Source organism: Chromobacterium sp. W521 (genome assembly GCF_052805975.1).
Window position 1 is genome coordinate 466,514 of record NZ_JBRBAF010000001.1, and the last position, 24,186, is coordinate 490,699.

A 24,186-nucleotide genomic window follows, 5' to 3' on the forward strand; every position below is an offset into this window, starting at 1 on the left:
AGCCTCAGGACAACACGCCCTGCAATTGTTCGCAGCTGGAAGAGAAATCCTGCGACTCATGCATCGGCTGGGTCAAAAAACCGACCATGGGCAGCTGGCGCCGCATTGCGTCGTCCAGCACCGGATCCGAGCCTGGCACGTAGGCGCCGACGCTGATCAGGTCGCGGTTACGTTGATAGCGGGAATACAGCTGCTTGAATTGCCGAGCCAGGGCCATCTGCGCTTGAGGCACCACATCCACCATGACCCGGCTGATGGATTGCTCGATGTCGATGGCAGGATAGTGGCCAGACTCGGCCAGTTCTCGCGACAGCACAAAGTGGCCGTCCAGAATGGCGCGCGCGGAATCGGCGATCGGATCCTGCTGATCGTCGCCTTCTGACAGCACCGTATAAAAGCCCGTGATGGAACCGCCGCCCTCCGCGGCGTTGCCGGCGCGCTCAATCAATTGCGGCAGGCGCGCGAACACCGACGGCGGATAGCCCTTGGTCACCGGCGGCTCGCCAATGGCCAGCGCGATCTCGCGCTGCGCCATCGCGTAGCGGGTCACCGAATCCATCAGCAGCAACACGTCCAGGCCTTGAGCGCGGAAGTATTCGGCCAGCGCCGTGGCGTAGGCCGCCCCGTGCAGACGCATCAGCGGCGGCATGTCCGCCGGCGCGGCAACCACCACCGAGCGGGCGATGCCTTCGTCGCCCAGGATGTTTTCGATGAAGTCCTTAACCTCGCGGCCGCGCTCGCCAACCAAGCCCACCACCACCACATCGGCCTTGGTGAAGCGGGCCATCATGCCCAGCAACACCGACTTGCCCACGCCGGAGCCGGCGAACAGACCGAGGCGCTGACCCCGCCCCACCGTCAACAAACCGTTGATGGCGCGCACGCCGACATCCAGCACATCGCGCACCGGCGATCGGTCCAGCGGGTTCATCGGTTGGCTGTGCAACGGGAACCAGGCATCCGGATGGATGGGGCCTTTGCCGTCCAGCGGCCGCCCCAGCGAATCCAACACCCTGCCCAGCAGGCTGAGCCCCACCGGCACCATGCGGCCGGACGCGCCGTCGGTGGCGGCCTGGGCTTGGGTCTTGCCGAATTGCGGCGGGTGCCGCGGCGTCAGCGGCATCACCGGCGTGCCCGGCAGCAGGCCGTGGACGTTGCTCAATGGCATCAGGAACACTTTGTCGCCGGAAAAGCCCACCACCTCGGCCTCCACAAGCTTCCGGTCCGCCAAGGCCACCTGACAAGCGCTGCCCACCGGCAGCTTGAGACCCACAGCCTCCATCACCATGCCGGTAACGCGAACCAGCTTGCCGCAGGGCTGCCACAGCTTGGCGGCGCGCGCGCTGTCCGCGCAGTCGCGCAGCCATGCGCGTTGGCGCTCAATCAGCTGCGGGTGGCTCATCGTCCATTCCCAGCGCTTTGCGCATGGCGGCAATACGGGTGCTCATGGTCAGATCCAACCGCAGCGCGGCGGTGTCTATCACGCAGCCGCCGCGCTCCACCTCGGGGTCTTCAATCCATTGCCATTGGGTTTCCGGCGTTTCCTGCGCCAGAAACTCTCGCGCCACCTCCAGATCCGCCGGGTTCAGACGCAAACGCGCCTGCGCCAGCGTGGCCGGCAAGTCCTCCAGCGCCTCGCGGAGCAGCTCCTGAATCAGCAAGGGGTTCTGCCGCGCCAGCCCATGGCTCAGTTGGCTGGCGAGCTCCAACGCCAAGGCCAGCCAATCCGCGGACAACTCAGTTTCAAAACGGGAAATCTGTTGCGCCAGCCCTTCCGCCAACTGCTGCAAGGGCTGCCAGGCCTCGGCGAAGCGAGCCTCCTGCTCTGCGCGCACCTCGGCCAAGCCCTGCTCTCTCCCGGCGGTCAAGCCTTCTTGGTAACCGGCCGCGCGGCCGGCTTCCTGCCCAGCCTCATGGCCGGACTGCCAGGCTTCCTGATGGATGGCCTCCAGTTCGGCAGCGGTGGGATAGCCGCTCACCGCGCGCTCGCCGTCCGCGGCGTCGGCAGCCTCCTCCGCCCCGGCCGAAGCGGACTCGACGGCGGACTCGGCCTGCGCCTGCTCCTGTTGACGGCGACGCTGTTGCGCCAGCTCCATCAGCTGCACCGGCGTCAGCCTCTGGGTCAGGCCGTCCAGCGCGTTGGGGCTCCAACTGCTCCAGCCCTCCAACTCTTCGCCGGGAATGATGGGATTACTCGACGAGACCTTCATCACCGCCCTTGCTGCCTAGCACGATCTGGCCGTCGTCGGCGAGCTTGCGCACCACCTTGAGAATCTCCTTCTGCTCGGCCTCCACTTCGGACAGTTTGACCGGCCCCTTGGACTCCAGATCGTCGCGCAGCATTTCCGCGGCGCGCTGCGACATATTGCGGAAAATCTTGTCCTTGAGCTCGGCGCTGGTGCCCTTGAGCGCGATCACCAGGGAATCGGATTGCACTTCGCGCAGAATGGTCTGGATCGAACGGTCGTCGATTTCCAGAATGTTCTCGAACACGAACATCTTGTCCTGAATGCGCTGCGCCAGCTCCGGATCGTATTCGCGGATATAGTTGAGCGCCGCGGCTTCCACGTTGGACCCCATGAAGTTGAGGATTTCCGCGGTCAGGCCAATGCCGCCGGCCGCGCTCTTCTTGATGCGGTCGGAGCCGGACAAGAGCTGGGTCAACACATCGTTCAACTCGCGCAGCGCCTGCGGTTGCACGCCTTCCAGCGTGGCGGTGCGGATCAGCACTTCGTTGCGCATCCGTTCCGGGAAGTAGGACAGGATGGAGCTGGACAGGTCCGGCTCCAGATGCACCAGAATGGTGGCGATGATCTGCGGGTGTTCGTTGCGGATCAAGTCGGCGGCGGAAGAAGGATCCATCCACTTCAGACTTTCGATCCCGCTGTGATCGTTGCCCTGCATGATCTTGTCCAGCAGGTTGGCCGCCTTGTCCGGCCCCAGCGCCTCGATCAGCACATTGCGCAAGTATTCGTCGGACGCGCCGATGCTGGCGCGCGCCGCGCACTCGCCCTTGAATTCGCTGACCACCTCGTCAATCTGCTCGTAGCTCAGATTATTGATCGCCGCCATCGCCAGCGAAATCTTCTGCACTTCCTTGGGGCCAAGGTATTTAAACACCTCGACGGCTTCCGCCTGACCCAGGCTGAACAGCAACACCGCGCTCTTGCGCACTCCGTTCTCACTCATCGGCGCTTATCCATTCCTTGATGATCTGAGCGGCCATGCGCGGATCGGATTTCACCATTTCACGCACCGCTTCCAGATTGGTGGTGTATTGCCGCATCTGCGCTTCGCGCGGATCGCCGCCGCCCGCGGCGCCGCCGGCGTGACCGGCCGCGCCTTCTTCGCCCTCTTCCCCGGCTACGCCCAGCAGGCGGCCGCCCGCGGCGGCGGCCTGCGCCGCGGCCTCTTCTTCGCTGCCCTTGGCTGGGGCCGGCGGCTTGACCAGGTCGCGCATGATGGGGCGCACCACGCCGAACAGCAGGTAAAGCACGGCAATGGTCAGCAGGCCATACTTGATCAGGCTGGAGCCGTTGCTGGTCACGTAGTCTGTGACTTTTTCCTGCAACGTCGCCGGCACTTCGGCGTCTGCGAAGGCGGCGTTGACCACGTTCAGGGTGTCGCCGCGCTGGGTATTGAAACCCATCGCCTCCTTGACCAGATTATTGATCTGCTGAACCTCCTGCGGAGTCAGCGGCGTCGGCTTCATCTCGCCGTTCTTGTCCGGCATGCGCCGGTAGTTGACCACCACGGCGGCGGACAGACGCTTGACGCCGCCCTGCGGCATCTTGGTGTGCTGTATGGTTTTGTCGACTTCGTAATTGGTGGTGATGTCGCGTTGCAAGGCGCCGGACGCGCCCATGGTCTGCCCGGACAGCGTGGCCGTGCCGGGCGCGGCGCCCGGCGGCAGCGTGATCGGCGCGGAAGCGGCCGACGGGGGCTGATTGGACAAGGCTCCCGGCACCCCGGACGGCAGCGCCGCGCCGTTATTCAGCTTTTCGCTGATCTGCTGGCTGCGGGTAGCGGATGGATTGGGGCTGGAATTGGGCTTGAAGGTTTCCGAGGTCTGCTCCACCTCGGCGAAATCGACGCTGGCGGTGACCTGAGCGCGCGAGTTGCCCTTTCCGAAAATGGGCTCCAGGATATCCTCAATGCGCTTGACGTAGCCCTCTTCGATCTGGCGCACGTAACCCAGCTGCCGCTGATCCAGACCAGAGTTTTCATCCGGGCCGCTCTGCTTGGATAGGAGATTGCCGTCCTGATCGACGATGGTGACGTTCTTGACCGGCAGATTGGGCACCGAACTGGACACCAAGTGCAGAATGCCGGCGATCTGCCCGGCGTCAAGCAAGCGGCCGCGGAACAGGGTCAACATCACCGAAGCCGTCGGTTGCTGCTGCTCGCGGACGAATACGCTTTGCTTGGGGATGGCGATATGAACCCGCGCGCTCTCCACCGAGCCCACCGCCTCAATGGTGCGCGCCAGCTCGCCCTCAATCGCGCGCTGATAGTTGACTTGCTCGGCAAACTGACTGATGCCGAACTTCTGATTGTCCATCAGTTCGAAACCGACGCCGCCGGCCTTGGGCAAGCCTTGCGCCGCCAGCTTCAAGCGCGCGTCGTAAACCTTGTCCGAGGGCACGGAGATGGTGCCGCCCTCGCCCAGTTGGTACGGCACGTTCATCTGCTGCAGCGAAGCGGCCACTTGGCCGCCGTCGCGGTCGGAGATATTGGAGAACAGGATTTTATAGCTGGGCGTGCGGTTCAACACCACCGCGCCCACGATGACGGCGAAAATAGCGGCCACCGCCGCGAGGAACAGGACTTTTTTATTGTTGGGAAGCGCTTTGAAGCGATCGGACGCTTCATTCATGCGGCTTCGCCAAACGGGCGTAGCGTTTTCTTCTGCCAGGTCAGCCATACAGTGGTTTTAGGTTCGAGCCCACCGCCGCCGGCTGGTCGGGTCCGGCAGCGCTAGACTTGGGTATTCATGATTTCCTGATAGGCGGTGACCAGCTTGTTGCGCGCCTGAACCATGGTCTGGAACGACAGGCTGGCTTTCTGCAGCGACACCATTACGTCCTGCAGGTTGACCCCCTCGTCACCCAATTCAAATTGCTTCTGCATCTCCTGCGAAGTCTGCTGCGCCGAGTTCACCTGCTCCAAGGTGGACTTTAGCACAGCGGAGAAGTCCACCTGGGACGCTTCCGGGGCCGTAGCGGCGGGCTTGCCCGCGGCCAGGGCCGAGGCGGTGCGCAGCTCGCCCAACAGTTGATCGATATTTGGCACTGACATGGTTACTCCAAGCCATTTCCATCTGGAACCTCCTGACATCCGTCGGCAGCGTCTTCATCACGGTAACGCTGCAATTTATAGCGCAATGTGCGCTCGCTGATGCCCAGTTTTTCCGCGGCCAGCTTCTTGACGCCGCCCACCGCGGTCAAGGTTTCCAGAATATGGCGTTTCTCTAGCGTTTTCATGTCGGTTTCATCCGACACGGAATTGTCTTTTTCAGACGCTGTCCGGGTAACCTGAGCCGCGACGGAATCGTGATCCAGCAGCAGGTCGGCGGCAAAAATTTCCGCCCCGGCGGCAAGAATGACCGCCCGCTGCACCACATTCTCCAGTTCGCGGATGTTACCCTCCCAACTATAGGCCGTCAAATGACGTTCCGCATCCTCGGACAGGATCAGATTGCTTCTTCCGGCGGCCTCTGCGTACTTTTTAAGCATGATTCGTGCCAGAGGCAGAATATCGTCGCGGCGCTCGGCCAGCGCGGGGATCCGCATCGGAAACACGTTCAGGCGAAAATACAGATCCTCGCGGAATTGGCCCGCATCCACCGCGGCTTGCAGGTCGCGGTTGGAAGTGGCCAACACGCGGATATCCAGCTTCAAGGTTCGCGTGCCGCCGACCCGCTCCACTTCCCGCTCCTGCAGCACCCGCAGCAATTTGGCCTGCAGCGACAGCGGCATCTCGGTGACTTCGTCCAGCAAAATGGTGCCGCCCTGGGCCTGCTCGAACTTCCCCGGCAAGGCCTGGGCCGCGCCGGTGAAGGCCCCGCGCTCATGGCCGAACAAGGTGGACTCCAGCAGGTTCTCCGGAATGGCCGCGCAGTTGACCGCAACGAAAGGCCCTTCGCAGCGCTTGGAGTGCCGGTGAATGTAACGCGCCAGCACCTCCTTGCCTACGCCGCTGGGGCCGGAAATCATCACGCTGACGTCGCTGCCGGCCACACGCCCGGCCAGCGCGAACAGTTGTCGCATCGCGGCGGACTCGGCCACCACTTCGCCGCTCGCTTCGCTAGGCATGCGCAGCAGGTGCTTTTCCACTTCGGCGATCAAACTGGCCGGCTCGAACGGCTTGAGCAGGTAATGCGCGGCGCCCGCGCGCAGCAATTCAATCGCCCTTTCAATCACGCCGTATGCGGTCATCAAAATGAAAGGCACGCCGGGGTAACGCTTTTTCGCCTCCTCGAACAGCGTGTAGCCGTCCATCGGCGCCATTTGGGCGTCGGATACGATCAATCCCACCGGCGCTTCTTTCAATCTGGCCAGGGCCGCGGCGCCGTCGCCGGCCTCCAATGTGGGGTAGCCGGCCAGGCTCAAAGTGTCAACGATGGCTTCGCGCAAATCGGCGTCGTCTTCCACCACCAAAATAGGGAGATACTTCATGTTTTCTTGTTCTATCAGAGGGTTAAGCCGACCCGCCGGCTTGATGTTGCTTTTGCGAGGCCAGCACAGACAGGCGCGTGGCGATGCTCTCCAAGGCCAGCACCTCATGCGCGCCGCCCATGGCGATGGCTTCCTTGGGCATGCCGAACACGACGCAGCTGGCTTCGTCCTGGGCAATATTCCAGGCGCCTGCCTGCTTGAGCTCCAGCATGCCGCTGGCGCCGTCCCGGCCCATTCCGGTCAGGATGACGCCGATGCAGTTCTTGCCCACCAGATTGGCGGCGGAGCGGAACAGCACGTCCACCGACGGCCGGTGCCGGTTGACCGGCGGCCCGGCATGCAGGCCGATGGCGTAGCCTATGGTGGGCGCGGGCTTGATCAGCAGGTGGGAATGGCCCGGCGCGATATAGACGGTGCCGTTTTGCAGCCGTTCATTGTCTTCCGCTTCTTTCACCGTCAACTTGCACAAGGTGTTTAAGCGCGTGGCGAAGGAATGGGTGAACATTTCCGGCATGTGCTGAGTGATCAGAATGGGCGGCATCGAGGGCGGCAGCGCGGTCAGCAAGGTGCGCAAGGCCTCCGTGCCCCCGGTGGAAGAGCCGATGACGATCACCGCCTGGCTGGCCAAGGGCATTTTACCGGCCTGCTTGGGCAAGATGATGTCCGCATTATGGCTGGGCACTACGTCCAGCGGCTTCTTGGCGGAGGCTCCCCTCGTCATCTGCCCCATACGCGTCCTTGGCTTTCTATGGTTATTGTAAAAACAGCCCGCGCGCGCGGCGTTTCCGTGTCAAACGGCTTCATGGCGCCGGCTCCGTCTCTGTGTCCGCAATGCGGGCCAGCCAAGCATCGCAAGCCGCTTCCACTAGATCCAGCACGGTATCGAAACCGCCAGCGCCGCCGTAATAAGGGTCAGGCACATCGCGGGGAGCGCCGGGGAGCGGCTCAAGTAGCAAATGCAGCTTGCCGCGATAGGATGGCGGACATTGAGCATTTAACAAAGCCAAATTTTGCCGGTCGGCGGCCAAAATCCAATCGAAACGCTCGAAATCGCGCCCATCCACCTGCCTTGCCCTCAAATCGGACAGGTCATAGCCGCGGCGCAGCGCCGCCTGACAGGTCCGCCGGTCCGGTGCTTCGCCGACATGGTAGTCGTGCGTGCCCGCCGACTCCACTCGCATCCGCGCCCCCAGGCCCGCGCTCTTGAGCTTGGCGCGCATCACCCCTTCCGCGGTTGGCGACCGGCAGATGTTTCCCATGCAAACAAACAAAATGGACAAGCAATCGTTCTGGCTCATGGACGGCTTCGGCTCTCTATTTTTATTCAGTATGGGATTCAAGCACTGACTCGCCTCGATCTTATCACTTCCACCGCCGGCCACGCGCTCACGAGAGGCGCGCCGGCGATTTTCACGCAGCTTCCGCGACTAACGCAACGCCGGCAAGTCCATGCCGGCCAGATAGCCGGCCGCGATGCAGGCGCTACGCGTCGAGTCGAACAGGAGCACCACCCTTTCCGCCTCGTCGGCCAAACCTTCCTCCTCCGCCAAGGCCAAACGCTCCAGTCCGGCGCAGGACCCGCCCAACGCGCTGAAGCCCAAAGTCAGCGCGGCGCCCTTCAAATTGTGCGAGTGGCGCCGCACTTGATCCCGCTGGCCGGCCAGCGCGGCGGCCTGCAATTCGTCCACCCTGCCAACCTTGCCGGAGAAGAATTGCGCCACTAGCTCCCGGTATTTTTCCAGGGTCAGCATTTCCGTCATTTTTTCTATCATCGCCACGTCCAGCAAGGCCGGCAAGGTGGAGGGCTCGGCGCTGCGCTCCGGAGCCGGCCCATCGCCAAACTGGCGCTCCAGCATGGCTTGGAAATCTTCCACATGCAGCGGCTTGGCCAGAAAATCATCCAACCCGCCGGCGAGTGCTTTATCCCGCGTTTCCGCGAGCACGTCGGCCGTCAAAGCGACGATTTTCATCCCCGGCGTCATCGCGCGTTCGCGCAAATGCCTTGTTGTCTCGATGCCATCCATCTCCGGCATGTGCAAATCCATCAAAACCAAATCGAAAGGTTGCCGGGTTGCCGCCTCCACCGCTTCCGCACCCTCCTGAATCACGGTGACGAGATGCCCTTGCTTCTGCAGCATCGCTTGCATGTATTTGCGATTGACCGGGTTGTCGTCCACCACTAAAACGCGCAGCTGACGCCCCGGCTCTGCCGGACTCGCCCCGCCTCCCGGCTTGACCCGGCCTTCCGGCGCGCTCATCGCCTGCAAGGGCAGCGACAGCACAAAAACGCTGCCCGCGCCCAGCGCGCTGTGCACGGTGATGCCACCGCCCATCAGTTGCGCCAGGTTTTGGGAGATTTCCAGGCCCAGGCCGCTGCCGCCGTACTGACGCACAGTGGAACTGTCGCCTTGAGAGAAACGCTTGAACAAACGCGCCAGGGTTGCGTCGTCCATGCCTATGCCGGTGTCCCTTACCGTGATCCGCAACACCGCCCCGCCTTCCGAGCCCGATTCCGCCGCTTCAGCCTGGATGGTCACTGCGCCTATCTCGGTAAACTTGATCGCGTTGCTAAGCAAGTTGAGCAGGATTTGCCGCAGGCGTGTCGGGTCGCACAGCACCCACTCGGGCACGTTCAAATCCAGCGCCATGCGCATGGCCAGCCCCTTCGCCACGGCCTGTCCGCGCATGAGGCTTTCGCATTGCAATAACAATTGCCGCAAATTGCACACCGTGGGCAGCAGGTCCAGCTTGCCCGACTCCAGCTTGCTGGCGTCCAGCACGTCGTTCAGCAAGGCCATCAGATGGCGAGCGGACTCTTCGGCGGTCTTGATGTAGTCAGCCTGCACCGGCGTGGGAGTGCAGTCTCCCAGCAAGGAGAGCATGCCCAAAACGCCGTTGAGCGGCGTGCGGATTTCATGACTCATATTGGCGAGAAACACACTTTTCGCCATGCTGCCGGCCTCGGCCTGCACCCGCGCCTGCTCCAGCACGTCGGTCAGTTCTTCCAGCTCGTGCCGCCGCCGCTCCAATTGCCGCAACTGCCGGACCACGATGGTGGCGAAGCCGAGAATCAGCGCCCATTCGAAGGCCATCAACCAATTGCTGACCACAATGTGTTGCTGCATGCTTTTGTTGCGCGCGTCCACTTGCTCCGCCATGCGCTGATTAGCCACCAGCGAGAGGTCGTGCAACGGTCCGTTCAGCAGGTCCAGCTCGGCGTCCAGCCGCCGCAAGCCGTCCAGCTCCAGCGCCGCTCCGGATTGGCGGCTGAAATAGACGTCGGCCTTGCGGATGAAGGCATCCAGCTTCGGACGCGCCTGCTGATATTCCTGCGTTCCGTCCAACAAACTGGAGTACAGGCCGTGGTCGACCACTCCCACGCGGCTGACGAAGATGTCGTAGCGCTCTTGCAGTTCCGCCCTGTCCTGCTGATGGTTCAGCACATGTTCTATCGTCGTCTGCAGCCTCATTGCCTCGGTTTCGAGCTGAAAATAGGCCCAGACGATGTTATCGCCTTCGTAGCGCGCGGCGGTGTTCAGCATATCCGCCTGACGCACCTGGATATAAGCCACCCCGGCGAACACGCAGGCCAGCGTCGCCCCGATCAAGATCAGGCTCCGCCAGGAGGAGTAGCTTCGCTGCGGCGTGTTCATCGCGCTCAATGTACCAGCAGGGATTTGAGCTGCCAGGCGGAACGGTTGTAATACAGTTCCGAACGCAACTCTTCTTGCGAGTCGTAGGGGTAAACGATGAACAAGGGACCTTTCTCACGCACCGGCATTGGCTTGCCGTTCATTTGCGTCGCCAGAATCACGTCGAATCGGCTGGCGTCGTCAAAGGGGATATCGGTCTTGTAGTCGTTCAGCGCCACCGCTTTCAGCAATTTGCCATGAGCGCCGGCGGCGGCCAACACGTCACGCAGCAACGGCCCGGAGAAGCGGGTCAATCCAGGATACCAGGGGGTGTGGGTGCTGAAACTGCGCTGCGGCAGCTTGGCCAACATCGCCATGTCGAAGGCCGCGGCGTCACCCTGGTTCTTTTGGCTGATGTTGCCGCTGATCACTAGCACCGCCTTGCCGGCGGGTTTGGCCAAAGCGTCGGCCGCCATGGCCAAGGGCGTCGCCACGGCCAGGCCGAGCAGCAGCAATAGGGTTCCCAATCGTCTCATGATTTTCTCGCTTAGGTAGGCGTTGCAATGAATATCCAATCCCGCGCTGACTGCGACACATCTCCCCCGCAACTCGCCAACCATTCCGCGAAAGAGGCCTCGTCTACCGGCGGGGAGATCAGGGAACCTTGAGCGGCTGACACGCCGAACTCCCGGCACAAGGCCCATTCGGCCTCGGAAGCCACGCCTTCGGCCACCACTTTCAGCCCCAGCCTGCGCCCCAGTTCGACGCTGCCGAGGAAAATGGAACGGTTGGTGGCGTTGCCCGCCGCGTCGATGACGAAACCTTTGTCTATCTTTAATTCTGTGAACGGGATGCGCGTTAGCCGGTCCATGCTGGCGAAACCGGTGCCGAAATCGTCAATTGCCAGGCCAGCGCCCTTCAAACGCAAGCGGGTCATGATTTCCAGCGCCGAGGCCGGATCCGCCATCACGCCGCTTTCCGTGACTTCAAACGTCACCCGGGACATCTCCAAGCCGGTTTCGCGCGCAATCGACACCAAGGAAGTCACCAGGCTGGAGTCCTTCAAGGACTGCATGGAAAGATTGACCGACATGTTCAGGCGTTTCCGCGCGTCCAGACGCTTCAACGCTTGCGCCGCATCCGCGAACAAGCGCTTGGTCATCTGCGTGATCAGGCCGCTCTGTTCAGCCAGTTCGATGAATTGCAGCGGGCCCAGCAAGCCCAGTTGAGGATGCAGCCAGCGCGCCAGCACCTCCACGCTCAACACCCGACCACAGGCCACGTCCACCTGCGGCTGGAAAAACGGCACCACCTCGCCGCGCTCTATGCCCAGGCGCAACTCTTCGCTGTTGATCCGCTCCATGGGCAGACAAAGCGCCTCTCCCGCGGCAATGGGCGCGGCCAGCATCGCCCGCAATTGCTCCGGATTCACCGGTTTGGGCAAGACGCCGCACAGACGCAGCGCGTACATCCGCGCCAGATCGGCCACGCTGTCCAACACCCTCTCGTCGAAACCGCTGGTGATCAGCAATTTGCCTTGGTAAGCCCTCTCCCCCAAATGGCGCACGAATTCAACGCCATCCATCCTCGGCATATCCAAATCGCAAAAGATCAGGTCGAAAGCCCGGTCTCCTGCATCCAGCTGCATCAGCGCGTCCAGGCCGTCCACCGCCTCGGATATCTTGCTCATGCCCATTTGGCGCAGCACCGCGGTCAGGAACTGCCGGGATATGGCTTCGTCGTCAACCACCAAGATTTGCGGCATCGTCTTCCCCATCTAGCCCATCTCCCGCTGGCTGTTATCACGACCGGCGCCCGTGCGAGCCTCCGCAACCAAGCCTCTCTGCGTTGTTTTTCGCCGCGCCACGGCTCAGGGCCGTTTTTGCTCCTGCTAGTATCTAAATAGCCCGCGGCCTTCGTCTTTTCCAGCAGGTGTCCCCGGCCATGACCGGCAAACTCAGCCGCCCCAAGCGGCGGGTCGTGCCGCGGCGGCCAGTTCCGCGCGCATTTCCAGCGCCAGCTGCCAAACTTTCCGCGCCAGCGGCGACAAGGAACGGTTCGGTCGTTTGATCAACACAATGCGGCGACTTTCCACAGGCAGCAGCGGCAATACGCTCAAACCGCCGCCGGCGGGCAGCGGCATGGCCAGCCCCGGCGTGATGCTGAGGCCCAGGCCGGCCGCCACCATCCGAAACACCGATTGCGAGTGTCCCAATTGCTGTGTCACTTCGCACGCCAGGCCATGCTTGACCAGCAGTTCATCAATCAGCCGGCGGCTGCCGGAGCTGTGGTCCAGCAAAACCAGCGGCAGGCCGTCCAACTGCGCCCAATGCGCGGCCTCATGGGCGGCCAAATCGTGGTCGCTGCGGCACACCAGCCAGAAGTCGTCCTCCAGCAAGGGTTCGCTCTCCAGCGGAACAGCCGCGTCGGGCTCCACCACCAGGCCGAAATCCACCTCCCCGCTCGTGACCGCCTCGATGTTCAATCGTTGCACCTGATCGTGCAGCACCAGCTTCAATTGCGGGTAGCGCTGGCGACAACGCGCAATCAACAAAGGCATCAGACTGGCTGACAAGGTAGGGCTACTGGCCACTCGCACCACGCCGTGGGCCTGAGCACCCCCCATCCGAGCTTCGCTCAACGCCTCTTGCAGCGCCTCCAGGACTCGCGTCAGCTTTCCCTGCAGACGGCGAGCCGCCGCGGTGGGTTCTACCTCCCGCGTGGTGCGGTCGAACAAACGCAAGCCCAAGGCCTGTTCCAACTCCCTCACCGCGCGGCTGACCGCCGGCTGAGTCAGGCCCAGCGCGTCGCCTGCGCGGCTGAAACCGCCCAGTTCGATCACGGCCTGGAAAACCCGCAATTGACGCAAAGTTACACTCATATCAATTACTCATGAATAGATCATACAAATGCATTTGTATTCTTAATTGCACTGCGGTTCAATAGCGGTTTCTCCTGCCATCGCCGCATTGACACACGCCCCATGCCCAAACTACTCGACGCCTTCACGCTGTCCCTGCTCGCCACCGTCGCCTTGGCCAGCGCGCTGCCCTGCTCCGGCGACGCCGCTGTCGCGCTCAACGTCATCACCAATCTGGCAATCGCGCTGCTGTTCTTCTTGCACGGCGCCAAGCTGTCCCGCGAGGCCGTGTTGGCCGGCGCCTCCCACTGGCGCCTGCACCTGCTAGTACTGGGCTGCACCTTCCTGCTTTTCCCGATTCTCGGCTTGCTACTGCAACCGGTGCTGCAGCCGTTGCTGACGCCGCAGCTCTACTTAGGCATCCTTTACTTGTGCATGCTGCCTTCCACCGTGCAGTCATCCATCGCCTTCACTTCAATGGCGCAGGGCAATGTGCCGGCCGCCATTTGCAGCGCCACCGCGTCCAACATCCTGGGCATCTTCATCACCCCGCTGCTGGTCAGCCTGCTGGTGGTTAAACACCATGGCGCAGGCCAGGGCTGGGGGCCGGTGCTGGACATCGTGATGCAGCTGCTGCTGCCCTTCGTCGCCGGGCAGCTCGCCCGCCGCTGGATAGGAGGCTGGGTGGACCGAAACAAGGGCTTGCTGCGCTATGTCGATCAGGGTTCCATCCTGTTGGTGGTCTACACCGCTTTCAGCGCCGCGGTGATCAGCGGGCTATGGCGGCAAACCCCTCCCCTGGCGCTGGCGGCGCTGCTGCTGGTCAACCTGGTTCTGCTCGGACTGCTGCTGGGCATCACCATGCTGCTGAGCCGCAAGCTGGGCTTCTCCCGCGCGGACCAGATCACCATCGTGTTTTGCGGTTCCAAGAAAAGCCTGGCCAGCGGCGTCCCCATGGCCAAAGTGCTGTTCGCCGCGCCGGCGCTGGGCTCCATCGTGCTGCCGCTGATGCTGTTCCACCAGATCCAGCTGATGGCTTGCGCGGCGCTTGCGCAGCACTATCGCCGGCAGCAGCAGGCGGCAACGCTTCATTAAAAAGACGACGCCCCGCTCGAACTCGAACGGGGCGCCGCGCAGACAAAACAGCAAGACTCTTACAAGCGGTTCAAAGACTCGCGAGCAGGAAAAAGCCAAGGCGAAAACGGCGGAGAAAGCGGAATGCAAAGCCGGTGCATGAGCATTTCGACGCCGTGGCCCCGCAGCGCGGTGGACTTTTTAACAGGCCTTATAGGTCGTTGATCCAGGCCTGCTCCTTCAAATGCTTTAGTTGGTCGCGCAGGCCTGCCGCTTTCTCGAACTCCAGATTGCGCGCGGCCTCCATCATTTCCTTCTCCAGACGCTTGATTTCCTTGGCCAGGGATTTTTCGTCCATCATCGCCACTCTGGCGTTGTCCACCAGTTTCTTGCGCTCATTCTCCACGCTGTAGACGCCGTCGATGATGTCCTTGATCTTTTTCTCCACCCCTCTGGGCACAATGCCGTGTTCGGCGTTGAAAGCCATCTGCTTGGCGCGGCGGCGTTCGGTCTCGTCCATCGCCCGCTTCATCGAGTAGGTAATGCGGTCGGCGTAGAGCAAGGCCTTGCCATTGAGGTTGCGCGCGGCGCGGCCTATGGTCTGAATCAAGGAACGATCCGAACGCAGGAAGCCCTCCTTGTCCGCGTCCAGAATCGCCACCAGGCTGACTTCCGGAATGTCCAGGCCTTCGCGCAGCAGGTTGATGCCGATCAACACATCGAACACCCCCAAACGCAAGTCGCGGAGGATTTCCACCCGCTCCACCGTATCGATGTCGCTGTGCAGATAGCGCACCTTGATACCGTGCTCGGTGTAGTAATCCGCCAGCTGTTCAGCCATGCGCTTGGTCAGCGTGGTGACCAGCACGCGCTCGCCCTTCTCCATCCGCAATCGGATCTCGGACAGCAGATCGTCCACCTGGGTGGCCACCGGCCTCACTTCCATTACAGGATCCACCAGGCCGGTGGGGCGCACGACTTGCTCCACGACCTGTCCAGCGTGTTCCTTCTCGTAGTTGGCCGGCGTGGCGGACACGAATATGGTTTGCGGCATCAACAATTCGAATTCGTGAAATTTCAACGGCCGGTTGTCGGTCGCCGACGGCAAGCGGAAGCCGTACTCCACCAGATTGGCTTTGCGCGCGGCGTCGCCCTTGTACATGGCACCCACCTGAGGCACGGTGACATGGGATTCGTCGATGAACATCAACGCGTTTTTCGGCAGGTAATCGATCAGCGTGGGCGGAGGATCTCCAGGCCCCCTGCCGGAGAAATGCCGAGAGTAGTTTTCGATGCCTTTGCAAAACCCCATCTCGTACAACATCTCCAGGTCAAAACGGGTGCGCTGTTCCAGGCGCTGCGCCTCCACCAGCTTGCCTTCCTTCTGATACCACTCCAATCGCGCGCGCAGCTCTTCCTTAATGTGCTCGCAGGCCCGCAGCACGGTGTCGCGCGGCGTCACGTAGTGGCTGGAGGGAAACACGGTAAAACGCCCCACTCGCTGTTTGGTCGTTCCGGTCAGCGGGTCGAACAGGGTCAGCGTTTCCACTTCGTCGTCGAACATGCTGACCCGCAGCGCGGTATCGCTGCTTTCCGCCGGATAGATGTCGATCACATCCCCGCGCACTCGGAAGGTGCCTCGGCCGAAGTCCATGTCGTTGCGGTCATACTGCATGGTGGCCAGCCGGCTGATGATGTCCCGCTGCGCCAGCGTCTCCCCTTCTTTCAGATGCAAAATCATCTGATGGTAATCGGAAGGATCGCCAATGCCGTAGATGGCGGAGACGGTGGCGACAATGATGCAGTCCGGCCGCTCCAGAATGGACTTGGTCGCCGACAAGCGCATCTGCTCGATATGCTCGTTGATGCTGGAATCTTTCTCGATGAACAGATCGCGGCTGGGCACATAGGCTTCCGGCTGATAGTAGTCGTAATAAGAAACGAAATACTCGACGGCGTTTTCCGGGAAAAACTCCCGCATCTCGCTGTAGAGCTGCGCCGCCAGCGTTTTGTTATGCGCCATGATGATGGCCGGACGCCCGCTCTGGGCGATGACGTTGGCCATGGTGTAGGTTTTGCCGGACCCAGTCACCCCTAGCAAAGTCTGATAGGACAGACCGTCGCTGAGCCCTTCAAGTAATTGAGCGATGGCGCCCGGCTGATCGCCGGCCGGCTCGAATGGTTGATGCAGTTTGAACGGACTGTTGGGATAGGTGCGCAGCATGGGTCGAGACATCGGAGTAGATAGCCTGATTCTACGCGGTTCGCCCTTGCTTCACACCCCCGATGCGACCGCATATAAAAAAGCTGCGATTCAGGCTATACACAGTCAAAACATTGTTTAAAATACAGTCAGACCGAGCATAAAACACGGCTTGCGACGCAGACGTCGCGAGCCTATTTTTCGGTCCGAGATTTCGTTAAATCCGCTCTCCCTGGAGTGAAGCATGATCAAGAAAATTGCAAGCCTGCTGGTATCCGCGGCGTTAGCCATGCCGGTGCTGGCAGGCTCGCCGTCCAGCGTGATGGTGGCCTCGCAAATGGCCGACCAGTCCGTTCCGCGGCTGAATTCGCATTCGGTATTGGTGCTGAACGGCATCACCGGCGAACCCTTGTACCAGAAGAACATTCACCAACGCATGCCGATCGCTTCCATCACCAAACTGATGACGGCGATGGTGCTGCTGGATTCCGGAGCGTCGCTGGACCAAGAAGTGACTGTGTCCGACGCCGAGATCGACCGGGTGAAAAACACCTCCTCGCGCCTGGCGGTGGGCACCACTCTCAGCCGCAAGGAAATGCTGCTGCTGGCGCTGATGTCGTCCGAAAACCGCGCCGCCGCCACGCTAGCCCGCACCGCGCTGCCCGGCGGCACCGCCACCTTTGTGGAGCGCATGAATCGCAAAGCCCGTAGCCTGGGCATGAGCGAAACCATTTTTTACGACGCTACCGGCCTGGATATGCGCAACACCTCCACCGCCGCGGACCTCGCCCGCATGGTCCGCGCCGCGCACGGCTACCCGCTGATTCGCGCCTTCACCACCACGGAGAAACACCAGATTCAATCGGTGAGCCGCCGCGTGCTGCAATATAAGAACAGCAACGCGCTGGTGCGCGAAGGCGACTGGGAGATTTCGCTGCAAAAAACCGGCTACATCCAAGAAGCCGGCCGCTGCATGGTGTTGCAGGCCACGGTGGGATCCCAACCTCTGATCATCGTATTGCTGGCCGCCGGCGGTAGCGCCGCCCGCGTCAACGACGCCAAAAGCATCAAAACCTGGCTGGAGGCGCACCCCGGCAACTGGTTGGCCGGCTGAGCTCGCCGTTCCCAAATGAAAACGGCCCTTCCGTCAAATGACGGAAGGGCCGTTTTCATTACATCCGCTCACATATAACGCAAGTCGAACTGAGCCAGGCCGTTGGCCGAGCCCGGCTTGATCCCGCCTTCCTGCCCTTGCGGCACGGGTGCGCGGGTGGATTCGTACATCGCGTTGAAGCGCAGCGTGTTGCTGCCGTTGGTCAAGCCCACCAGCGGCGAATACTGACCCAGCACAATGTCCCCGCCGCCCGGCCCCATCAGGCGGATGCCCACGCCAGCGGCGCTGCCGTTGATCGCCATCAGTTCGCCGTTGTCGCGGTCGGCCTCTCCGTTAAAGCGGACCGCCACCGTTGTCATGGTGTCGATGGAGCACTCGGTCAACCGGATGTCGAAGGCCACCGGACGGGAACGGTCGCCGATTTTGCGGAACATTTGCGAGGACACCAGGCCCAGCCCCACTTCTAGGCTTTGTGAATTGGGATCCAGACCGCAGGCGCTCAATACCAGCTCGCCGAAAACGTTCAAGGTGCCGTCAGCCGCATGCGCCAGCGGCGCCGCCAGCGCCAAAGCCAGCACCATCGCCTTGAATTTCATTGCTCCACTCCTTACGCCACTTCAGTTAACCGTCTGATCATCCGAAGACCAGACGGCCCAAGCCGCTTAGATATAATCCAGATCGATATTAATCATGCCCTGAAATGGGCCCTCTTCTACTTTACCCATATTAGTGGGAACAATGGTTCCGTACATCGGCACGGTTTTCTGGCGATCGCCAAAACTAAAATCAGCCAGAAACTCAGATTGTCCAAAACGTAGTTGACGACCGTCATTAAAGAATAACTGCAAGCCTAAACCGCTATCAGAGCTATCCTTCTTTTTAACCAAAGTAGCCGTATAAGTATCCGTCAAGCCATTCTTCCCAGTGAAATAGCCATTAATTTTTACTGGGTCATCACAGGTTTTAACCAAATTTAGCCGGAAATCTTTTCGAGGCACAGCGGGCACGAGGCCTTTGACACTTCTGACAATACGACCAAAATCCAATGTATTGGAAGCAGGGTCTAAGCGCACTTCTACAGCGCATTGGATCGGCGTAATTTTACCCAACCCCACCACCTTGTAGACCAAGTTGGAATTTTCTTTATTATTAATACCCAGCTCGCCATCAAACTGAAGCACCTGAAACTCAGACATCCCTATACCACTTGTGGGAATCGTGCCCTGCTTAGCTATTACAACTTGAAAAGTAAGTGAAAAATTCACCTCCTTGCACTTATCGTAATTCCCTCCAAGATTACACTCGTCAATATAATAACCGGTTGGGATTCTATCACTAGCGTTAACCCCCCAATAAGTTCTGCCATTATAAACTACACCAAACTTTACACCTTTGGCATTGTTGTTATTACGAGGGTTCGGATAAAAATAAACCTGCTCCCTCATAGAAACACTATTATCTTTGTAACATGTTACATTGACAGTCCTATCTTCGGAGTGCCAAATCTCTCTTCCATCCGGCAAGGTCACTGGAACCTTAATGGTAGAGCCAATATCCCTCGTAATCATGGCGGAGCCATTGCGCCCCCCTTCCTTGCACGCCAGAGCGTGGCTCAAGGCCGGCAGCATGGCCAGCGCGGCCATCAATAGCAAACGCGGCAAACGACGATTCAACATTGGCTCTCCCTGCGCTGTGCGCTTGCGGAATTATTTCTTGTCTTCGCGGTACTGGCATTGGCCGTCCGCGCAAACGAAGGTAAAGGTATCCTGAGCGCCGAAATCATTGATGTTGCTCAGCTTCAGGCTGGCCGGCAGCGCCTTCAGCGCAAAACGGGCCTCGCCCTTGGGCGGCACCATCAGGCCGTCCATATCGCGCGGCTTCTTGTCTCCCGGCAGCTCCAGCCCCACCAGGGTCAGGTGATACGGGCTAGGGTTCTTGAACACCAGCTTGCCGGCGGCGGCGTCGAAGCTCAGCTGCAGCTTGTTGGCCGGGTTTTCGCCACGCGGCAATTGAGCCTCCTTGGGACGGTAGAACACCTTGATGCGCGACTTGATCGCCAGTTGCAGCACATTGTCCTTGTCGCTCTTGGGCGGCACTTCCTGCACATTCAGATAAAACAGCGATTCCCTGTCGGACGGCAAGCTGGGATCCGGAATGCGGCTCAAGCGCACTACGCCCTTCTCGCCGGCCTCGATACGCTGCAAGGGCGGCAACACCAGGAAGGGCGAAGCCAGGCGCTTGCCTTCGCCGTCGCTGAGCCAGGACTGAACCAAATAGGGTTGCTCAGGGTTCTTGTTGGTCAGCACCATGCTGACGTTCTTGTCCTGCTCCAGATAAATCATCCGGGTACGGTCCAGCAATATGTTGGCCTGGGCCGTTAGCGGCGCGGTCAACGTGGCCAAAACGCTCGCCAGCCCCAGTGCGCGATGAAGAGTTTTCATATCGATTCCTTATTCTTTATTCTGCGAGAGGCGTGCATGTCATGTCGCGGCCGCCCTGGCTCAGCTCGTAATCGGCCGGCAGCGGGTCCACGCGGCAACGCGTCTTGCCCCAGGAAATTTCCAGCTTGGGTGTCGGACTCAAGCCAGTGACGAAGGTCAAGCCGCCATCGCCCACCATGCCGACATCGCGCTTGCCGGCCACATCGCTCACGGTGGCGCCCAAAGGCGGCATTTTGCCATCTGGCAGCCTCACCGTCAGCAAGGCCTTACGTCCCACTTTGACCGGAAACTCAGTGCGCCCCACCGCGCCTTCAGTCAGCACCACGCGGCGCACCACGGAACTGGCCTCTACGGAGTCCGGCATATTGTCGTCGTCCAAGCGCACGTCCTGGCTGTAGTACGGCGCCACGCTGCTCAGCATGGCGAAGCCGTTGCGGTCGGTTAGCGCCGGCACGCCGTACACCGGCACGCCAGCCACGCCGTCGGTATCCACCAACATGCGGGTTTCACCGCCGTAGCTGTTGCCCATGGTCAGGCCGCCGGCGTGCAATACCAGCGAGCTACCCATCCCGGCGGACACGCTGCTGTAACCGCCCTGCTGCTTGCTGGCCGAAACATCGGCCTGCATGACGCGGCCGGTGTAATGATAGTCGCCGGACACGAGCGGCTTGCCGGAACGGGTATCCGCGCTCATCGCCACGTTGTAGCTGTGGTTGGGGGTACTGCTGTCCGAATAGCGCACCGTGTGGCTGGTATTGCCGGCGCTGCCCTGAATGTCGTAGCCGATGCGGCGGTTATTCTCCAGCGGCATGCTCAAGCCCAGGTAAACACGGTTGCTGCTGCCGGTCTGATCACGCAGATTCTGCACCGACAAGTTGAGGCTGACGTTGCGCAAGGAACCGATATTGACGTCGCGGCTTAGCGACAAATCCACCCGCTGGGTGGCGGTGGCGTTCCAATAAGTGGATTTTTCCGCCGACAGAAACACATTGGTCTGGCCGAAAGTCTTGCTGGCGGTCATACCCACCCGCTGTTTGTCGCTGATATAGGTCTGGCCGTCCAGATCGCTGAGGAATTGACCGAAGGATCGGAAATTACGGTCCGAAAAGCGATAGCCGAACAGGCGGATGTCCGCGTTCAGGCTTTCAAACTTCTTGGCGTAGTTGAAACGGTAAGAGCGGCCGGCCATGTTCACGCCGCCTCGCATTTGAGCGTTGGCCTGCGTCATGTCGGCGGACAAAGCGCCCCAGCTGCCGAGATCCTTGGCGAAGCCCATCGCCAGCGAGCGATAGTCCGCGGACGCAATGAAGCCGCTGTACAGCGACAAGGTCTGCGTCAGGCCGTAAGACGCCTCGGCGCTGGCCACATTGGGGTGGGACACGCTGCCGTTCTGATCCGCCTGACCGATGGCCGCCTTATAACGCCACATGCCGTTACGCGTCAGGAAGGGGACCGAGGCGGTATTGACGGTAAAGGTCTGCTGGCTGCCGTCGGCCTCCTCCACAGTCACATCCAACTGCCCTTGCGTGCTGCTGTTCAGATCGCGAATGGAAAACGGGCCTGGCGGCACATTGGTGGTGTAAAGCACCCGCCCTTGGTTGCGAATGGTCACCTTGGCATTGGTTTTGGCCACGCCGTTGACCTGTGGCGCGTAGCCGCGCAGGCTTTGCGGAATCATGCGGTCGTCGCTGTTCAGCGTGGCGCCGCGCATGGAGAAGGCGTCGAAAATCTCGGAAGTCTTGAACACTTCGCCCAGGGTCAGACGCGCCTGCATGCCCCGCAGATCGCGATAAACCTGGGTATTGTTCCAGCTCAGGCGGCTGCGGTTAGTCGCGCTGTCGTCGTACTGGTAATTGGAGCGCAGCCGCCAAGGGCCGGCGTTGGCGCCGGCCACGCCGTAGCTGGTGGTCTTGCTGCTGCTGGCGCCAAGGCCGTTGTCGGTGCGCTGATAGAACACTCGGTAATCCAGCATCGCGGCCGGCACGCCGTCGTTCCAGGTCTCCGGCGGCGCATAGTCTTCATCGCGATAAGCCAGTTCCGCTTGCGGCACCGAGATATCCAAGCGCGCATTGCTCTTGCTGTAACGCACTTTGGCGGCGCTGACCGCAGACAGATCAACGCACTGCTCGTTCTGCGGCCAGACAATGCCGGAGCGCAGACCAAGCTGACGGATCAAATCCGGCGGCAGACAGGGACGCACCGCCTGATCGGGGCCTTCCGGGCGGAAATCCAGCTCCAACTGCTGCAAAAAGCGCTGGTTCAGGTATACATCGGCGATATAGCGGCCCGGCACGATATAACCGGCCTGCTCAAACTGCTCCAGGCTGACGCTGCTGCTCGGGTCCAGCTGCAAAAAGGCGTCGTTGAACTCCACCGCATGGGCAATGCAAGGGCCGAGCGTCAGCGCCACTGCCACACTGTAAATGCGATGTTTGTTCATGCCTGCGGATATCCCGATTAAGTGCATGCGCCGCCTCACGGCGGCTCTGCCAAAACACACCGTCGCGTCAGATTGCGCCGGCCTTGATTCTGTCCCGCCAAGGAATGACGAAGCCGCGCCCGTTTTCAGGCGCAGGTGTATGCCTTGGGGAATACTTGCAGATGACTATCCTCATGCCCTGGTTTGCAGACTACTCATTGCTGACAGCGGACAAACCAGGCCTGATCATCGCCTAAGCGAACAGACCGTCAGGGCACAAGGAGATAGGGGTCGGAACTTTGCTTGGTTCCGTTTTTGAATCGAACTGCGGATTACTTGTACTGCAGATCGAATACGGCGAAGGCATCAGCCTGACCCGGGGTCACGGTTACTGCGTCGCCGGCTTTGGCGCCGTCGGCTTCGTATGCGGCGCTGAAGTTCAGGGTGTTGTTGCCGTCAACCAGATTAACAGCGGTGCCGTACTGGTTCAGCTTGATCTGGTCGCCATTGTTGGTGTTCACCAGACGAACGCCCACGCCCTTGGCGCCGCCGCTCTTCAGAGCCATCAGTTCGTTGTTGGCGCCAGCGGTGCCGGAGAACATCACAGCCACGGTTTTCAGCGTGGTGGTGGTGCAGTCGGTCAGGGTCATCTGGAACGGAGTCGGAGCCGAACGGTCGCCCACTTTCTTGAATACATGGGTCGGCACTTTGCCCAGACCAACTTCAAGGTTCACGCTCTTGGAATCCAGGCCGCAAGCTGCGGTAACGATTTCGCCCTTAACATCCAGGGTGCCAGCGGCGGCGAAAATAGAGGAAGCGGCAACAGCCATCAGGGAACCGGCAAATACAAATTTTTTCATTCTTGACTCCGACTAATAGGTAATCATTTTCAAACCGCATTGCAGCCTGGCATGCCACGTCGCGGACTATCCGCCAGTGCTGACATGCAGTACTGGAACGCAGACGAATAGTAGCAAGCAGACCCATTGCGTAGGTTTTTTTGTTTCATATTAAATTATTTCTTTAAAATAAACACAAAAAAACGCCTCGCTGACTTTAAACGATTTGATGAATCAATCTTGAATATTTGTTTTATTTCAGGGATTTGTTAAGGATTGAGCGATATTTGCAATAAAACAACACTTCAAATAAAGAAAACCCACACAATTCATGCCGTGTGGGTTTTTTGCTGATTTATTGAACAGATATGGGCTGAAATCAGAAGTAGTTGACCACCAGATTCACTGCGCCTGCCCGGGCGGTGGCACTGCGCAGCAGATCGCGGCTGCTGAACTGGTTCTCGCCTTTGCGCACATTCAGACTAGCGATCTTGCCTTGCTGGGAGGCCGCCGCGCTGTCCAGCGTCAACGTGGCAGGGCTGGCGCATTGGTTGAGTTCCAAAGCGGGCTTGGCGCGGGCTGCGTCGGCGCTCGCCACTTCGTGAGTCTGGGCGCTGCAGCCGCCTTCAACGATGGCGCCATAAAAGTGCACCTGGCCGCCTTGTGCCATTGCAGCGGAAGAAAGAACGGAAAGCAGGGCTGCCAGTCCAAGTGCGTGCAGACGTTTCATTTTCGACCTTCCTTTCTAAATCCCGCCATTAGTAATCAAATGCTTTTAGGTTTTGGCTTTTTTTGTAAGCCAGCCTAGTTCAATTGCATTCTAGTACAAGTGACATTTAAATTGAAAGGGCTATTTGATAGTTTTTCTTACAAGTTATTTTGTTTTAGAATTAACAAAAACTTACTAATAAATGCATGTTTAATTAG

The 24,186-nt window shown here is 60.4% G+C and carries 21 protein-coding genes; 2 read left to right on the forward strand and 19 right to left on the reverse strand.

The genetic code is table 11. The features are described from left to right. Positions 1–4 precede the first annotated feature (4 nt). The 12 genes from fliI to ACUXV1_RS02305 form a co-directional block, all read right to left on the reverse strand. Entirely contained in the window at positions 5–1,402 is a 1,398-nt protein-coding gene (gene fliI / locus ACUXV1_RS02250) for a flagellar protein export ATPase FliI (protein ID WP_043631061.1), read from the reverse strand. Then, entirely contained in the window at positions 1,380–2,210 is an 831-nt protein-coding gene (locus tag ACUXV1_RS02255; protein ID WP_194426538.1) for a flagellar assembly protein FliH, read from the reverse strand. The genes fliI and ACUXV1_RS02255 overlap by 23 nt, the downstream gene beginning before the upstream one ends. After that, positions 2,191–3,189 carry a flagellar motor switch protein FliG gene (fliG, locus tag ACUXV1_RS02260; protein WP_043592937.1) on the reverse strand — a complete coding sequence of 333 codons (999 nt, stop codon included), beginning with the start codon at positions 3,187–3,189 and terminating at the stop codon, positions 2,191–2,193. The genes ACUXV1_RS02255 and fliG overlap by 20 nt, the downstream gene beginning before the upstream one ends. Continuing rightward, complete coding sequence (gene fliF, locus ACUXV1_RS02265) at positions 3,182–4,876, reverse strand: flagellar basal-body MS-ring/collar protein FliF (protein WP_231138208.1); 1,695 nt, start codon at positions 4,874–4,876, stop codon at positions 3,182–3,184. Before fliF ends, fliG begins: the two co-directional genes overlap by 8 nt. Positions 4,877–4,977: 101 nt before the next feature. Continuing rightward, on the reverse strand, positions 4,978–5,298 hold the full coding sequence (gene fliE, locus ACUXV1_RS02270) for a flagellar hook-basal body complex protein FliE (RefSeq protein WP_019099998.1): 321 nt from the start codon (positions 5,296–5,298) through the stop codon (positions 4,978–4,980). Between the two features lie 2 nt (positions 5,299–5,300). Continuing rightward, entirely contained in the window at positions 5,301–6,677 is a 1,377-nt protein-coding gene (locus ACUXV1_RS02275) for a sigma-54-dependent transcriptional regulator (protein ID WP_043631056.1), read from the reverse strand. A 22-nt stretch (positions 6,678–6,699) separates the two neighbouring features. Next, positions 6,700–7,407 (reverse strand): chemotaxis protein CheB, encoded by a 708-nt coding sequence (locus tag ACUXV1_RS02280; protein ID WP_043592935.1) that lies wholly within the window; start codon positions 7,405–7,407, stop codon positions 6,700–6,702. Positions 7,408–7,477: 70 nt separating this feature from the next. After that, entirely contained in the window at positions 7,478–7,975 is a 498-nt protein-coding gene (locus ACUXV1_RS02285) for a low molecular weight protein-tyrosine-phosphatase (RefSeq protein WP_446014212.1), read from the reverse strand. 129 nt (positions 7,976–8,104) lie between these two features. Beyond that, the gene (locus ACUXV1_RS02290; protein WP_446014211.1) at positions 8,105–10,330 is read right to left on the reverse strand and encodes an ATP-binding protein; all 2,226 of its coding nucleotides are present in this window, start codon (positions 10,328–10,330) and stop codon (positions 8,105–8,107) included. Positions 10,331–10,335: 5 nt separating this feature from the next. Further along, the gene (locus ACUXV1_RS02295; RefSeq protein WP_043631053.1) at positions 10,336–10,845 is read right to left on the reverse strand and encodes a molybdopterin-dependent oxidoreductase; all 510 of its coding nucleotides are present in this window, start codon (positions 10,843–10,845) and stop codon (positions 10,336–10,338) included. 11 nt (positions 10,846–10,856) lie between these two features. Continuing rightward, positions 10,857–12,074: an EAL domain-containing response regulator gene (locus ACUXV1_RS02300; protein WP_043631051.1), complete on the reverse strand. Its 1,218-nt coding sequence runs from the start codon at positions 12,072–12,074 to the stop codon at positions 10,857–10,859. Positions 12,075–12,266: 192 nt separating this feature from the next. Next, entirely contained in the window at positions 12,267–13,190 is a 924-nt protein-coding gene (locus ACUXV1_RS02305) for a LysR family transcriptional regulator (protein ID WP_446014210.1), read from the reverse strand. A 102-nt stretch (positions 13,191–13,292) separates the two neighbouring features. Between ACUXV1_RS02305 and ACUXV1_RS02310 the strand changes: the two genes are divergently transcribed. Next, positions 13,293–14,264, forward strand: a complete 972-nt coding sequence (locus ACUXV1_RS02310; protein ID WP_043631048.1) for a bile acid:sodium symporter family protein — start codon at positions 13,293–13,295, stop codon at positions 14,262–14,264. 190 nt (positions 14,265–14,454) lie between these two features. On the opposite strand, the gene uvrB is transcribed toward ACUXV1_RS02310, so the two are convergent. After that, positions 14,455–16,467 carry an excinuclease ABC subunit UvrB gene (uvrB, locus tag ACUXV1_RS02315; protein ID WP_446014477.1) on the reverse strand — a complete coding sequence of 671 codons (2,013 nt, stop codon included), beginning with the start codon at positions 16,465–16,467 and terminating at the stop codon, positions 14,455–14,457. Positions 16,468–16,690: 223 nt separating this feature from the next. Here uvrB and ACUXV1_RS02320 point away from each other — a divergent pair, with 223 nt between their 5' ends. Beyond that, on the forward strand, positions 16,691–17,560 hold the full coding sequence (locus ACUXV1_RS02320) for a D-alanyl-D-alanine carboxypeptidase family protein (RefSeq protein ID WP_043631044.1): 870 nt from the start codon (positions 16,691–16,693) through the stop codon (positions 17,558–17,560). Between the two features lie 68 nt (positions 17,561–17,628). Here ACUXV1_RS02320 and ACUXV1_RS02325 read toward each other — a convergent pair whose 3' ends face one another. From ACUXV1_RS02325 to ACUXV1_RS02350, 6 genes are all read right to left on the reverse strand, one after another. Then, positions 17,629–18,156 carry a fimbrial protein gene (locus ACUXV1_RS02325; protein ID WP_019103935.1) on the reverse strand — a complete coding sequence of 176 codons (528 nt, stop codon included), beginning with the start codon at positions 18,154–18,156 and terminating at the stop codon, positions 17,629–17,631. Between the two features lie 66 nt (positions 18,157–18,222). After that, on the reverse strand, positions 18,223–19,236 hold the full coding sequence (locus tag ACUXV1_RS02330) for a fimbrial protein (RefSeq protein ID WP_194426544.1): 1,014 nt from the start codon (positions 19,234–19,236) through the stop codon (positions 18,223–18,225). Positions 19,237–19,266: 30 nt separating this feature from the next. Beyond that, positions 19,267–20,001, reverse strand: coding sequence for a fimbrial biogenesis chaperone (locus tag ACUXV1_RS02335; RefSeq protein ID WP_052370209.1), 735 nt, complete (start codon positions 19,999–20,001; stop codon positions 19,267–19,269). Between the two features lie 16 nt (positions 20,002–20,017). After that, on the reverse strand, positions 20,018–22,441 hold the full coding sequence (locus tag ACUXV1_RS02340; RefSeq protein ID WP_043631039.1) for a fimbria/pilus outer membrane usher protein: 2,424 nt from the start codon (positions 22,439–22,441) through the stop codon (positions 20,018–20,020). A gap of 311 nt (positions 22,442–22,752) precedes the next feature. Then, positions 22,753–23,280 (reverse strand): fimbrial protein, encoded by a 528-nt coding sequence (locus ACUXV1_RS02345; protein WP_043631037.1) that lies wholly within the window; start codon positions 23,278–23,280, stop codon positions 22,753–22,755. A 358-nt stretch (positions 23,281–23,638) separates the two neighbouring features. Further along, positions 23,639–23,989 carry a hypothetical protein gene (locus ACUXV1_RS02350; protein ID WP_156038746.1) on the reverse strand — a complete coding sequence of 117 codons (351 nt, stop codon included), beginning with the start codon at positions 23,987–23,989 and terminating at the stop codon, positions 23,639–23,641. Positions 23,990–24,186 lie beyond the last annotated feature (197 nt).